Consider the following 13,827-nt stretch of genomic DNA (forward strand, 5'->3'; position numbering starts at 1 on the left):
CCCTTCGAAAGGAATCGATATGCTGCAACTGCGTGACGGGCAAGCCCCTGCCACCGCCATCCATCGCGCCGACTACCAGGCCCCCTCCTGGTGGATCGACACGGTGGACCTGACCTTTGACCTGGACCCCGCCAAGACCCGCGTGCTCAACAAGATGCGCGTGCGCCGCAACCCCGACGTGGCGGCCCAGCCGCTGCGCCTGGACGGCGACGAGCTGAACCTGGCGCGCGTGCTGGTCAACGGCGCGGGCACCTCGTTCAAGATGGACGGCGACCAGCTGGTGCTGGAGAACCTGCCCGAAGGCGGCGAGCCCGTGGAGCTGGAGATCTTCACCACCTGCGCGCCCATCAAGAACACCAAGCTCATGGGCCTGTACGTGAGCGAGGACACGTTCTTCACGCAGTGCGAGGCCGAGGGCTTTCGCCGCATCACCTACTTCCTGGACCGCCCCGACGTCATGGCCATGTACACCGTGACCCTGCGCGCCAGCAAGGCCCAGTACCCGGTGCTGCTGTCCAACGGCAACCTGGTGGAGTCCGGCGAGCTGGAGGACGGCCGCCACTTCGCCAGGTGGGTGGACCCGCACAAGAAGCCCAGCTACCTGTTCGCCCTGGTGGCGGGCAAGCTGGTCGCACGCGAGCAGCAGATCAGGAGCCGCGCCGGCAACGAGCACCTGCTGCAGGTCTTCGTACGCCCTGGCGATCTGGAAAAGACCGAACACGCGATGCATTCGCTCATGCACGCGATTGCATGGGACGAGGCCCGATTCGGCCTGTCGCTGGACCTGGACCGTTTCATGATCGTCGCCACCAGCGACTTCAACATGGGCGCCATGGAAAACAAGGGCCTGAACATCTTCAACACGAAATATGTTCTGGCCAGCCAGGCCACGGCCACCGACGTGGACTACGCCAACATCGAGTCCGTCGTCGGCCACGAGTACTTCCACAACTGGACCGGCAACCGCGTCACCTGCCGCGACTGGTTCCAGCTGTCGCTCAAGGAGGGGCTGACCGTCTTCCGCGACCAGGAATTCTCGATGGACATGGCCGGCACGCCTTCGGCGCGCGCCGTCAAGCGCATCGACGACGTGCGCGTGCTGCGCACCGTGCAGTTCCCCGAGGATGCCGGCCCCATGGCCCATCCCGTGCGCCCGGACAGCTATATCGAGATCAACAACTTCTACACGGTCACGATCTACGAAAAAGGCGCCGAAGTCGTGCGCATGCAGCACAACCTGGTGGGCCGCGAAGGCTTTGCCAGGGGCATGAAGCTGTATTTCGAGCGCCACGACGGCCAGGCCGTGACCTGCGACGATTTCTCCCAGGCCATTGCCGACGCCAATCCCGGCTCCCCCCTGGCCGGCAACCTGCAGCAGTTCCGCCGCTGGTACAGCCAGGCCGGCACGCCGCACCTGAAGGCCGCGGGCCAGTACGATGCCGACGCCCGCACCTATACGCTGACGCTGACACAAAGCTGCGCCCCCACGGCGGGCCAGAGCGAGAAGCTGCCCTTCGTCATTCCCGTGCAGATGGGCCTGCTCACGGCCGGCGGCCGGGAAATCGCGCTGCAGCTGGAGGGCGAGGATGCCGGTCAGGCCGCCCACAGCCGCATGCTGGTAGTGACCGAGCCCGAGCAGCGCTTCGTCTTCACCAACGTGCCCGAAGCCCCCGTGCCCTCGCTGCTGCGCGCCTTCAGCGCCCCCGTGGTGCTGGAGCACGACTTCAGCGATGCCGACCTGCTCACGCTGCTGGCCAACGACACCGACCCGTTCAACCAATGGGAAGCCAGCCAGCGCCTCGGACTGCGCATTGCGCTGAATGCTCTCAATTCCGCAGCTGCCAGCGCAGACACATCAAGCACCGAAGGCCAATTCGGCACCGATCTGCTGCCGCCTGCCTTCGTGCAGGCCATGCGCAGCGTGCTGGGCGACGACAGGCTGGATCCGGCATTCAAGGACCTGGTGCTCACGCTGCCGTCCGAAAGCTATATCGCCGAACAGCTGGCCGAAGTCGATCCGCAGCGCGTGCATGCGGTGCGCGAAGCCATGCAGCTGCAGCTGGCCAGCGCGCTGCAGCCCGAATGGGAGGCCGCCTGGGAAGCCCACCGCGACACCGGCGCCTACCAGCCCGACCATGTGAGCGCCGGCCGCCGCGCGCTGGCCGGCCGCGCCCTGTCCATGCTGTGCCTGAATGCCGCCCGCACCGGCGACACGGTCTGGCCCGGCAAGGCCTACCAGCGCTGCAAGGACGCGGGCAACATGACGGACCGCATGGCCGCCCTCGCCGCGCTGATCCATAGCGCCAGCCCGCTGGCCGAGCAGGCGCTCAAGCGCTTCCACTCCATGTTCCAGCACGACGCGCTGGTGCTGGACAAATGGTTCGCCCTGCAAGGCGGTGCCTGCGACCGCGGCGGCAATGTGCTGCCGGCCGTCAAGGCGCTGATGAAGCATCCGGACTTCCAGCTCAAGAACCCCAACCGCGCGCGCAGCCTGATCTTCAGCTACTGCAGCAACCCGGGCGCCTTCCACCGCGCCGATGCGGCCGGCTACGTGTTCTGGAGCGACCGCGTGATCGAGATCGACGGCTTCAACCCGCAGGTCGCGGCCCGCCTGGCCCGCGTGCTGGACCGCTGGAAGAAGCTGGCCGAACCCTACCGCACCGCCGCCCGCGAAGCCATTGCGCGCGTGGCCGCCAAGCCCGATCTGTCCAACGACGTGCGCGAAGTCGTGACGCGCGCGCTGGCCGACTGACCGCATGCCGCTGCCGGATCTGCTGCGCCGCTATGCCGGCCTGGGCCTGAAGGCTCTGGCCGGTGCGGGCATCGGCGCCTCCAGCCTCGCGCTGGCCGCGCCGTCCGCCGGCCCGGCCAAGGCCTTCGAGGCGCGCTTTGCACCGCTCTACACCACCGTCTTCACCGAGGGCGGCACGTTCAGCGGAAGCGCCATGAGCGCCGACCTCCAGGCGCTGGAGCCACTGCTGCGCCAGCCAGGCACCGCCGCGCGCGACATCTTCCGGCTCTACTACACCGAAGCCAGCGTCTACGCGCGCCGCGGCATGCCTGAGGAGGCGGCCGCAGCCGCACGCAGGGCCCTGGCCGCCCTGCCCGAGCCCGGCTCCGCGGAACTGGCCTATCCGCACTTTTTCCTGCGCCACTCCAGCATCCGCTGGCTGGCAGACAGCGGCCAGCACGATGCCGCGCTGAAGCTGGTGCACAGCATCCAGGCCCGCTATCCGCTGCAGCGCATCGCCAGCCTGCCCCCTGAAATGCGCTGGGACTCCAGTGGTGCCGAGCCGCGGGCCCGCGACTTTCCTTCGCAGCTGCAGATCCTCGGCGTATATGAGGACGAAGCTTATGTGCTGCACGAACAAGGCCGATACCGCGAAGCCAAGCAGGCCAATATGCGCCTGCTGGCCGTCGCACGCGAGCGCCTCAAGGCGCTGGGCATGCCGCAGCAACTGCGCGGCGTGCTGACCAATATCGCGCAGAACTGCTATGAACTGGGCGAACTGGACGAAGCCCGTGCGTATCTGCAGGAGCGCCTGCAGATCGCCCTGGCGGCGCAGGACGATGCCACCGTCTACGATTGCTATTTCCAGCTCATGGTGCTGGCCCATGAACAGGGCCAGCCGCAGCAGGCCCGCCAGTGGCTGTCCCGGTACGGGCAGCATGCGCAGATGCGCCGCGATGGCGAGCAGCTGGCGCGGGCCAGGGAGCTGCAAGCCGAGCTCGAAAGCCGGCAGCCCCGGCGCCAGCCCTCCGTGGAAGACCGCCGGACTGCCCCATGATTTTTTCGATCCCGAGCGGATCAGCCGCGAATTTTTAAGGAGTTGAACCATGAAGAAAAACATCAGCCTGACCCGCTATCTGGTCGAGCAGCAACGCGTGGACGGCCTGATCCCCGGCCAGCTGCGCCTGCTGCTGGAAGTGGTGGCCCGCGCCTGCAAGCGCATCAGCTTTGCCGTGAACAAGGGCGAACTGGGCGAAGTCATGGGCACGGCCGGCAGCGAGAACGTGCAGGGCGAAGTGCAGAAGAAGCTGGACATCATCGCCAACGAAACCCTGATCGAAGCCAATGAATGGGGCGGCCACCTGGCGGCCATGGCCTCGGAGGAAATGGAAGGCATCTACGTGGTGCCCAACCGCTACCCCCAGGGCGAATACCTGCTGATGTTCGACCCCCTGGACGGCTCGTCCAACATCGACATCAACATGTCCATCGGCACCATCTTCAGCGTGCTCAAGAAACCCGAAGGCCATCCCGGCGTGACCGAGGAGGACTTCATGCAGCCCGGCACCCAGCAGGTGGCGGCAGGCTACTGCATCTACGGCCCCCAGACCACGCTGGTGCTGACCGTGGGCGACGGCGTGTCCATGTTCACGCTGGACCGCGAGCAAGGTTCCTTCATCCTGATCGAGGAAAACGTCAAGATTCCCGAGGACACCAAGGAATTCGCGATCAACATGTCCAACATGCGCCACTGGGACGAGCCGGTGAAGCGCTACGTTCAGGAGTGCCTGGCCGGCGAAGAAGGCCCGCGCGGCAAGAACTTCAACATGCGCTGGGTCGCAGCCATGGTGGCCGATGTACACCGCATTCTGTGCCGCGGCGGCATCTTCATGTACCCCTGGGACAAGCGCGAGCCCCAGAAGGCCGGCAAGCTGCGCCTGATGTACGAAGCCAATCCCATGAGCTGGCTGGTCGAACAGGCCGGCGGCGCCGCCACCAACGGCAGGCAGCGCATCCTGGAAATCCAGCCCACACAGCTGCACGAGCGCGTCAGCGTGATTCTCGGCTCCAAGAACGAAGTGGAGCGAGTGACCCGTTATCACTCCGAGGCCTGATTTTCACGCTATAATCTTGTTCTATCGCCGGTGTAGCTCAGTCGGTAGAGCAGCTCATTCGTAATGAGAAGGTCGCGTGTTCGATTCATGTCTCCGGCACCAAGGTAAGTAAAAAACCCCGCTATCTAAAAGTAGCGGGGTTTTTCTTTTGGCAGTCACAGATCCACGGGCAATAGAGGACTGGACCTGCGGCAAGGCACAGGCCGAAGAGATTCACCAGCAGACCTTGTTGTTGATAGGCGCTGCAGTCAGCGCAGCAGGCCTTGGGGTAGCCGGCGAATTGGTCCGGTGCTGCAGCTTCGTCGGCTGGCTTGGCGGCTTCTGGCGGAGATAGCCTGGCGGCCGGAGGTGCCGCCATGGCCGGTGGCACTGCGGTGGTTACAGCCGTTGGAGCTGCTGCCGGTAGCGCTGCTTCTGCTGGCATCGCAAAAAGTTTGGAATCGGCAAATCACTGAGCCCAACCCACGCCTCCCACACTGCCCCGTAGGGAGGTAAAGCCTGCATGGCGGCATCAGCCCTCCTGTTCTTGTCCCGCCCCCTCTGAAAAGCTCCCGGAACCAGGCATCGCGTGCCATGGATTCAACGGGGCTGTGCTCTCAGGCTCTCAACCCGAAAGCCGGCAATAAAAAAGGCAACGTATCTGCATACGTTGCCTTTTGCCAAGCAGGCCGGCGCCTATCAGGCTTCACGGGCCGCGCGCTTGCGGTCATGCTCCTTCAGGAAGCGCTTGCGCACACGCAGGCTGGTGGGCGTGATTTCCAGCAGCTCGTCGTCCTCGATGAACTCGACGCCGTATTCCAGCGACAGCTCGATCGGGGGCGTGATCTTGATCGCATCTTCCTTGCCCGAAACGCGGAAGTTGGTCAGCTGCTTGGTACGGGTGGCATTCACCACCAGGTCGTTGTCGCGGCTGTGGATGCCGATGATCATGCCTTCGTACACCGGGTCGCCGGCCTTCACGAACATGCGGCCGCGGTCATCCAGCTTGCCCAGGGCGTAGGTGAAGATTTCGCCGTCGTCCATGGAGATCAGCACGCCGTTCTTGCGGCCGCCGATTTCGCCCTTGTGGGGTTCGTAGCTGTCGAAGATGTTGGAGATCAGGCCGGAACCGCGGGTCAGGTTCAGGAACTCGTTGGTGAAACCGATCAGGCCACGGGCCGGGATGCGGTATTCCAGGCGCACGCGGCCGCGGCCGTCGGGTTCCATGTTTACCAGTTCACCCTTGCGCTCGCCCAGTGCCTGCATCACGCCACCCTGGTGGCCTTCCTCGATGTCGGCCGTCACCAGCTCGATAGGCTCGCAGCGCACGCCGTCGATTTCGCGGAACACCACGCGCGGCTTGGACACGGCCAGCTCGTAGCCTTCGCGGCGCATTTCTTCCAGCAGGATGGTCAGGTGCAGTTCGCCGCGGCCGGACACTTCGAAAATGCCGTCCTCGTCGGTTTCCTTGACGCGCAGGGCCACGTTGGAACGCAGTTCCTTCTGCAGGCGGTCCCAGATCTGGCGGCTGGTCACGAACTTGCCTTCACGGCCTGCCAGCGGCGAGGTGTTCACGCAGAAGTTCATGGTCAGCGTGGGCTCGTCGATCTTGAGCATGGGCAGCGGCGCGGGATTCGCAGGATCGGTGATGGTCTCGCCGATGCCCACGTTCTCGATGCCGTTGACCAGCACGATCTCGGAGGGGCCGGCCTCGTTCACCTGCACGCGGTCCAGGCCCTGGAACATATGGATCTGGTTGATGCGGCCGCTGTAGCTCTTGCCGTCGGGACCCGCCATGACCAGCACGTTCTGGCCGGCCTTGAGCGTGCCCTGGGTGATGCGGCCCACGCCGATACGGCCCACAAAGGTGGAGTAGTCCAGCGCCGAGATCTGCATCTGCAGAGGTGCGGAGGCATCGCCCTTCACGGAAGGCACGTGGTCCAGGATGGTGTCGAACAGGGCCGACATGTCCTCGCCCCACTTGGCGCCGGGTTCGCCCTCTTCCTTGGACGACCAGCCGTTGATGCCCGAAGCGTAGACCACGGGGAAGTCCAGCTGCTCGTCGGTGGCACCCAGCTTGTCGAACAGGTCGAACGCGGCATTGATCACCTTGTCGGGATTCGCACCGGGCTTGTCCACTTTGTTGACCACCACGATGGGCTTGAGGCCCAGGGCCAGCGCCTTCTTGGTCACGAAGCGCGTCTGGGGCATGGGGCCTTCCTGCGCGTCGATCAGCAGCACCACGCCGTCCACCATGGACAGGGCGCGCTCCACTTCGCCGCCGAAGTCCGCGTGGCCGGGTGTGTCCAGGATGTTGATGTGCGTGCCCTTCCAGCTCACGGCGCAGTTCTTGGCCAGGATGGTGATGCCGCGCTCGCGCTCGATGGCATGGTTGTCCATCACCGTGTCCACGACTTTCTCGTGTTCGGCGAAGGTACCCGACTGGCGCAGCAGCTGGTCCACCATGGTGGTCTTGCCGTGGTCAACGTGCGCAATGATCGCAATGTTGCGGATTTGTTTGCTCATAATGTTTTCCCAATGCCGCGGCTCATGCGCGCGGCGTGCCTTCCAAAATCTGTTGAATTTCGAGCGGGCTGAGCAGGCGCTCGGGGATCAGCTCCCCGCGCACCACACGACCAACCCCCAATAGGGCATGCGGACGCTCACCATATACGGCGACCGCCGACGCGTCAGCCCAAGACCCTCTGCGACGCAGGCCCGATAGAAAACGCCCTGCATCCTGTTCGCCCAGAGTGACGACGGCATGACGGTGCAGCAATGCATCCACGGGCTGCACCTGGGCTAGGCGCTCCTCTTCGCTCATCGCCTCCAGCGCTTCCAATGTGACGCAGCGCGCCACATCGATGCCGCCGGTTTCCACGCGCCGCAGAAAACGCAGGTGGGCACCGAAGCCCAGGGCCTCTCCCACGTCCTCGCCCAGCGTACGGATATAGGTGCCCTTGCTGCAGGTCACTCTCATCCTGATAGCAGGTTGCGCTTGCTCATCCTGCGTCAGCGCCAGATCCAGTGCATGGATCGTGACATCGCGCGCGGGACGCTCCACCTCCAGGCCGGCGCGCGCATATTCGTAAAGCGCCTTGCCATCCTTCTTGAGCGCGCTGTGCATGGGCGGCACCTGCCGGATGTCGCCGGTGAACTGCGCCTGCACGGCGGCCAGCCGCTCGGGCGTGATGGCGGCCACGTCCACGGCACGCTCGCGCACGACCTCGCCCTCGGCATCGGCCGTGGTCGTGGTCTGGCCCAGGCGGGCAATGGCTTCGTAGGTTTTTTCGGCTTCCAGCTGGAGCTGGCTGAATTTGGTGGCAGCGCCGAAGCACAGCGGCAGCACGCCGCTGGCCAGCGGATCAAGCGTACCGGTGTGCCCGGCCTTTTCCGCGCGCAGCAGCCACTTGACCTTCTGCAAGATATCGTTGCTGGACCATCCCAGCGGCTTGTCGAGCAGCAACACCCCATGCACAGGGCGCCGCTGCACCCTTGTGCGTGTGGCGTTCATGTGCTCAGCTTTCTTCGGGGCCGCGCGACGCCACTGCCTTGGCGATCAAGGCGTTCATGTCGGCCGCGCGCTCGGTGGTGCGGTCGTAGACAAAGTGCAGCGTGGGCACGGTATGGATGTGCAGGCGCTTGAACAGGCCGTTGCGCAGGAAGCCTGCGGCCTGGTTGAGCGCTTCCTGCGTCGCTTCGGGGTCGCCCACGAGCACGCTGAAGAACACCTTGGCGTGGGCATAGTCCGGAGTCACCTCCACGCCTTGCAGCGTGACCATGCCCACGCGCGGGTCCTTGAGCTCGCGCGCGATCAGTTCCGCCAGATCGCGCTGGATCTGGTCGGAAACCTTGAAGCTGCGGTTGGGCGCAGCGGACTTCTTTCGAGTAGCCATGGATTACAGCGTACGCGCGATTTCCTTGATCTCGAACACTTCGAGCATATCGCCTTCGCGGATGTCGTTGTAGTTCTTGAGCTTGATACCGCACTCGAAGCCTTCCTTGACCTCGCGGACGTCGTCCTTCATGCGGCGCAGCGACTCGATCTCGCCCGTGTAGATGACCACGTTGTCGCGCAGCAGGCGGAAATGCGCGTTGCGGGTGACATGGCCCTGCGTGACGTAGGAGCCGGCCACCGTGCCGATCTTGGAGGCCACGAACACGGTGCGGATCTCGGCCATGCCGATGATCTCCTCGCGCTTCTCGGGCGCCAGCATGCCGGACATGGCCGCCTTCACCTCATCCACGGCGTCGTAGATGATGTTGTAGTAGCGGATGTCCACGTCGTTGCCTTCGGCCGTCTTGCGGGCCTGCGCGTCTGCACGCACGTTGAAGCCGATGATGATGGCCTTGGAAGCCAGCGCCAGGTTGACGTCCGATTCCGAGATGCCGCCCACGCCGGAGTACACCAGCTGGACCTTGATCTCGTCGGTGGACAGCTTGAGCAGCGAGGCGGCCAGCGCTTCCTGCGAACCCTGCATGTCGGCCTTGATGATGATGGGCAGCGTCTGCACATCGCCAGCGGACATCTCGGCAAACATGTTCTCCAGCTTGGCAGCCTGCTGCTTGGCCAGCTTGGTGTTGCGGAACTTGCCGGCGCGGTAGGTCGCGATTTCGCGGGCACGGCGTTCGTCGCTCAGCACCATGAAGTCGTCACCGGCCTGAGGCACTTCGGACAGGCCCTGGATTTCCACGGGGATCGACGGACCGGCTTCCTTGGTCTGCTTGCCGTCTTCGTCCAGCATGGCGCGCACGCGGCCATAGGTCTGGCCGGCCAGCACCACGTCGCCCACCTTCAGCGTACCGGACTGCACCAGCACCGTGGCCACGGTACCGCGGCCCTTGTCCAGCTGGGCTTCGATCACGATACCCTTGGCGGCGGCATCCACCGGCGCCTTGAGTTCCAGCACTTCGGCCTGCAGCAGCACCTGCTCGAGCAGTTCGTCGATGCCCTGGCCGGTCTTGGAGGACACGGCCACGAACGGCGAGTCGCCGCCGTATTCCTCGGGCACCACCTCTTCCACGACCAGCTCCTGCTTGACACGCTCGGGGTTGGCTTCAGGCTTGTCGGCCTTGGTGATGGCCACCACGATGGGAACGCCGGCCGCCTTGGCGTGCTTGATGGCTTCCTTGGTCTGGGGCATCACGCCGTCGTCGGCAGCGGCCACCAGGATCACGATGTCGGTGGACTGGGCACCGCGGGCACGCATGGCCGTGAAAGCCTCGTGGCCGGGGGTGTCCAGGAAGGTGATGATGCCGCGCGGCGTTTCCACGTGGTAGGCACCGATGTGCTGCGTGATGCCGCCGGCTTCGCCCGACGCCACCTTGGTGCGGCGGATGTAGTCCAGCAGCGAGGTCTTGCCGTGGTCCACGTGGCCCATCACGGTCACCACGGGAGCGCGCGGCAGTTGCTCGGCTTCGGCGCTGGAGACTTCCTCGGCCGTGAAGGCCTCGGGATCGTCCAGTGCCGCGACCTTGGCGGTGTGCCCCATTTCCTCGACCACGATCATGGCCGTGTCCTGGTCCAGCGGCTGGTTGATGGTGACCATCTGGCCCATCTTCATCAGCACCTTGATGACCTCGGATGCCTTGATGGACATCTTGTGGGCCAGTTCGGCCACGGTAATGGTCTCGGGCACATGCACTTCGATGGCACGGAATTCGGCCGGTGCGTGCTGCTGGTTCTGCTGGTCGTCGCCACGGCCGCGTCGGCCGCTCTTGGGGCCGCCGCGCCAGTTGGTGCGGCCACCCAGACCACCGGAGCTGTCGCCACGGGTCTTGATTTCCTTCTTCTTGCCTTCGCCAGCCCAGCTGGACGACAGCTTGGCCGACTTGACTTCCTTGCCGGCGGCGGCACCGGCGCCGCCGCCAGTGCGGGCACCCGCGCCCGCAGTGGCGCCACCGGCCGTACCGGCAGCCTTGGGGGCATTCTTCTTGGCATCGGCGGCCGCAGGCGCCGCGGCAGCCTTCTTGGGCTCCTCGGGCTTCTTGGCGACCAGCACCTTCTTGGGCGCGGCCATCATGGCGCGGATGGCTTCAGCCTCCGCCAGGGCCTTGCGGCGGCGCTCGTCCAGATCCTTGGCGCGCGAAGCTTCCTCCTCGGCGCGAGCCTTGGATTCGGCTTCCGCCTTGGCGCGGGCCTCGGCCTGTGCAGCCTGGCGGGCAGCCGTTTCGGCAGCATGCTCGCGCTGGGCTTCTTCCTTGACGCGATTGGCTTCTGCAGCCTTGGCAGCCTCGGCGGCTGCATAGGCTGCAGCCCGTTCCTCGGCTTCGCGCTCGCGGCGCTCGCGCTCTTCGCGCTCTTGACGTTCCTTGGCCAATTCTTCTTCCTGATGGCGCAACTGCTCGACCTGCTGGCGAGCCTGTTCTTCACGACGGGCCAGCTCCTGGGCCGCCGCGCGTTCCTGCACTGCCTTGGCCATGCTTTCGGCATTGGCCTGGGCTTCTGCGGGCGTGTCTTCCCGCTTCACGAAAGTGCGCTTCTTGCGCACTTCCACCTGGATGGTGCGTGCACGGCCCGAGGCGTCGGCCTGCTTGATCTCGCTCGTGGACTTCTTGGTCAGCGTGATCTTCTTGCCGCCGCCATGGCTGGCCTGCAGATGGCTGAGCAGGCGCTGCTTGTCGCTGTCCGTCAGCGTGTCGCCGGCACCACCCTTGTCCACCCCGGCCGCCTTGAGCTGCTGCAGCAAGGTATCAGGGGTCGTGTTGCGCTCTTTCGCAAACTCTGCAACCGTATTACTCGACATATATGCTCTGAACCTCCCTGACCTTACTCTTGCCCATCGGCAAACCAGTGCTCGCGTGCCTTCATGATCAGCGCCTTGGCCTCATCGGCGGTCTGTCCGGTGATATCGGTCAGCTCGTCGATGGCCAGGTCGGCCAGATCGTCACGGGTATGCACACCTGCCTGCGCCAGCTTGTCCACCAGTTCAGGCGTGATGCCTTCCAGTGCCAGCAGATCCTGGGATGCCTTGCTCACATTTTCCTCGCGTGCGATTTCCTGTGTCAGCAATGCATCCTTGGCCCGGCTACGCAGTTCGTTCACCGTCTCTTCGTCGAATGCTTCGATCTCGAGCATTTCCTGCAGCGGCACATAGGCCACTTCTTCCAGGGTCTCGAAACCTTCATCGATCAGGATGTTGGCGATTTCCTCGTCCACATCCAGATTCTTCATGAACAGCTCACGGGCCACTGCGGACTCGTCAGCCTGTTTCTGTGCCGACTCGGCGGCATCCATGATGTTGATCTTCCAGCCGGTCAGCTCGGACGCCAGGCGCACGTTCTGGCCGCCGCGGCCAATGGCGATGGCAAGGTTCTCTTCATCCACCACCACGTCCATGGCGTGCTTTTCCTCGTCCACCACGATGGACGAGACATTGGCCGGAGCCAGCGCACCGATGACGAACTGGGCCGGATCCTCGGACCACAGCACGATGTCCACGCGCTCGCCGGCCAGCTCGTTGGTCACGGCATTCACACGCGTGCCGCGCACGCCCACGCAGGTGCCGATCGGGTCCACGCGCTTGTCGTGGGAGAGCACGGCGATCTTGGCGCGCGAACCGGCATCGCGGGCGCAGCTCTTGATCTCCAGCAGGCCCTGCTCGATCTCGGGCACTTCGTTGCGAAACAGCTCCACCATGAATTCGGGCGCCGAGCGCGACAGGATGATGGGGGCGCCGCGCAGCGTGGCGTCCACCTCCATGATCATGGCGCGCACGCGGTCGCCGTTGCGCAGATTTTCCTTGGGGATCATCTCGCTGCGGCGCAGGCGGCCTTCCACACGGCCGGACTCGACGATGATGTCGCCCTTGTCCATGCGCTTGACCGTGCCGGTGAAGATTTTTTCGCCACGGGCCAGGAATTCGTTGAGCAGCATCTCGCGCTCGGCATCGCGGATCTTCTGCAGGATGACCTGCTTGGCAGCCATGGCGCCGATGCGGCCGATGGGCAACGACTCGACTTGCTCCTCGATGAACTCGCCCACCTGGATGCCGGGCACGCGCTCTTCGGCGTCCATCAGCATTTCTTCGGCATCCGGGTTCTGCAGGCCGGCATCGTCGGGCACCACCACCCAGCGACGGAAGGTGTCGTATTCACCGCTGTCGCGATCAATGGCCACGCGGATGTCTACCTCACCCTGGTACAGCTTCTTCGTGGCCTGGGCCAGTGCGGATTCCACGGCACCGAACACCACATCGCGTTCCACGTTCTTTTCACGCGAAATGGCTTCTACCAACATCAACAGTTCGCGATTCATGCGACGACTCTCCTATTTCAATCACACAAAGAGGTCTCTGGTTCCAGCCTCTTTGCCCCTACGATCCGACACAAAGGCCCTGCCTCAAACCGGCTTGGCCGCGCGCCCTTTGAAATTCACAATCGGAGCCAGACGTGCTTCCTTGAGCTCGTCCAGCGTAAAACCCAGTGCCTGCAATGGCGCCGGCTCGCGCTTCTTGCTCACGCGCTGGCCCGGCTTGACCGGCGGCTCGTCGCTCCAGACGATCTGCCAGCCGCCCTCTTCGGTGCGCTCCAGCGTGCCGCGGAATTTCTTGCGATTGGCGCTGATCTTGTCGCCGCCGGCAGCGCCGATGGGCTCCTTGAGCGTCAGGTCCACCACCTCGCCTTCGAAGCGTATGAAATCCTGTTCATGGCGCAGCAGGCGGTCGATGCCCGGGGACGAGACTTCCAGGCGGGCATAGTCCACGCCATCGACCTCCAGCGCGAACTGCAACTGGCGCGTCACCTTCTCGCAGTCCTCCACGGTCACGAACTGTTCGGGAGCCATCCCCTCGGGCTGCACGGGCGCGCCTTCCACCGGCGCCTGCCAAGGCAAATCAATTGTGATGCGCAGTAGACCGCCCGCAGAGCGCTCTATCTCTACCAGGTCATAGCCCAGACCTGTTACGGTTTGTTCAACGATTTGCTGTAGTGCCACGTGTAATCAGTTCAGTCCCGAAATGCCCGGCCATCGATTCCAGTGCCCAGGCCTGCGCCTCATGCGCA

At 64.6% G+C, this 13,827-nt stretch carries 9 protein-coding genes and 1 tRNA gene; 4 read left to right on the forward strand and 6 right to left on the reverse strand.

What is annotated here, in order from left to right:
• The first annotated feature begins 19 nt into the window (after positions 1-19).
• The 4 genes from pepN to Cte04_RS01030 all read left to right on the forward strand — a co-directional run bounded on the left by pepN (position 20) and on the right by Cte04_RS01030 (position 4,947).
• Positions 20-2,752 carry an aminopeptidase N gene (gene pepN / locus Cte04_RS01015; protein WP_066470303.1) on the forward strand — a complete coding sequence of 911 codons (2,733 nt, stop codon included), beginning with the start codon at positions 20-22 and terminating at the stop codon, positions 2,750-2,752.
• Between the two features lie 4 nt (positions 2,753-2,756).
• Positions 2,757-3,788, forward strand: a complete 1,032-nt coding sequence (locus Cte04_RS01020; RefSeq protein ID WP_066470306.1) for a tetratricopeptide repeat protein — start codon at positions 2,757-2,759, stop codon at positions 3,786-3,788.
• A gap of 49 nt (positions 3,789-3,837) precedes the next feature.
• Entirely contained in the window at positions 3,838-4,845 is a 1,008-nt protein-coding gene (locus tag Cte04_RS01025; protein ID WP_066470308.1) for a class 1 fructose-bisphosphatase, read from the forward strand.
• Between the two features lie 26 nt (positions 4,846-4,871).
• Positions 4,872-4,947 (forward strand) — tRNA-Thr (locus Cte04_RS01030).
• 576 nt (positions 4,948-5,523) lie between these two features.
• On the opposite strand, the gene typA is transcribed toward Cte04_RS01030, so the two are convergent.
• The 6 genes from typA to rimP all read right to left on the reverse strand — a co-directional run bounded on the left by typA (position 5,524) and on the right by rimP (position 13,759).
• Entirely contained in the window at positions 5,524-7,350 is a 1,827-nt protein-coding gene (gene typA, locus Cte04_RS01035) for a translational GTPase TypA (RefSeq protein ID WP_066470310.1), read from the reverse strand.
• Between the two features lie 22 nt (positions 7,351-7,372).
• Positions 7,373-8,338, reverse strand: a complete 966-nt coding sequence (truB, locus tag Cte04_RS01040) for a tRNA pseudouridine(55) synthase TruB (RefSeq protein ID WP_066470312.1) — start codon at positions 8,336-8,338, stop codon at positions 7,373-7,375.
• Positions 8,339-8,342: 4 nt separating this feature from the next.
• Positions 8,343-8,720, reverse strand: coding sequence for a 30S ribosome-binding factor RbfA (rbfA, locus tag Cte04_RS01045; RefSeq protein WP_066470315.1), 378 nt, complete (start codon positions 8,718-8,720; stop codon positions 8,343-8,345).
• 3 nt (positions 8,721-8,723) lie between these two features.
• On the reverse strand, positions 8,724-11,570 hold the full coding sequence (gene infB / locus Cte04_RS01050) for a translation initiation factor IF-2 (RefSeq protein ID WP_066470322.1): 2,847 nt from the start codon (positions 11,568-11,570) through the stop codon (positions 8,724-8,726).
• A gap of 23 nt (positions 11,571-11,593) precedes the next feature.
• Positions 11,594-13,081, reverse strand: a complete 1,488-nt coding sequence (nusA, locus tag Cte04_RS01055) for a transcription termination factor NusA (protein ID WP_066470324.1) — start codon at positions 13,079-13,081, stop codon at positions 11,594-11,596.
• Between the two features lie 84 nt (positions 13,082-13,165).
• On the reverse strand, positions 13,166-13,759 hold the full coding sequence (gene rimP, locus Cte04_RS01060) for a ribosome maturation factor RimP (RefSeq protein ID WP_066470327.1): 594 nt from the start codon (positions 13,757-13,759) through the stop codon (positions 13,166-13,168).
• Between the last annotated feature and the right edge of the window lie 68 nt (positions 13,760-13,827).

It is taken from the genome of Comamonas terrae (genome assembly GCF_001544075.1).
Classification (GTDB): Bacteria; Pseudomonadota; Gammaproteobacteria; order Burkholderiales; family Burkholderiaceae_C; genus Comamonas; species Comamonas terrae.

Coding starts and splice junctions, on each gene's coding strand:
- pepN (WP_066470303.1), top strand. CDS start 20: ATGCTGCAACTGCGTGACGGGCAAGCCCCTGCCACCGCCATCCATCGC.
- Cte04_RS01020 (WP_066470306.1), top strand. CDS start 2,757: ATGCCGCTGCCGGATCTGCTGCGCCGCTATGCCGGCCTGGGCCTGAAG.
- Cte04_RS01025 (WP_066470308.1), top strand. CDS start 3,838: ATGAAGAAAAACATCAGCCTGACCCGCTATCTGGTCGAGCAGCAACGC.
- typA (WP_066470310.1), bottom strand. CDS start 7,350: ATGAGCAAACAAATCCGCAACATTGCGATCATTGCGCACGTTGACCAC.
- truB (WP_066470312.1), bottom strand. CDS start 8,338: ATGAACGCCACACGCACAAGGGTGCAGCGGCGCCCTGTGCATGGGGTG.
- rbfA (WP_066470315.1), bottom strand. CDS start 8,720: ATGGCTACTCGAAAGAAGTCCGCTGCGCCCAACCGCAGCTTCAAGGTT.
- infB (WP_066470322.1), bottom strand. CDS start 11,570: ATGTCGAGTAATACGGTTGCAGAGTTTGCGAAAGAGCGCAACACGACC.
- nusA (WP_066470324.1), bottom strand. CDS start 13,081: ATGAATCGCGAACTGTTGATGTTGGTAGAAGCCATTTCGCGTGAAAAG.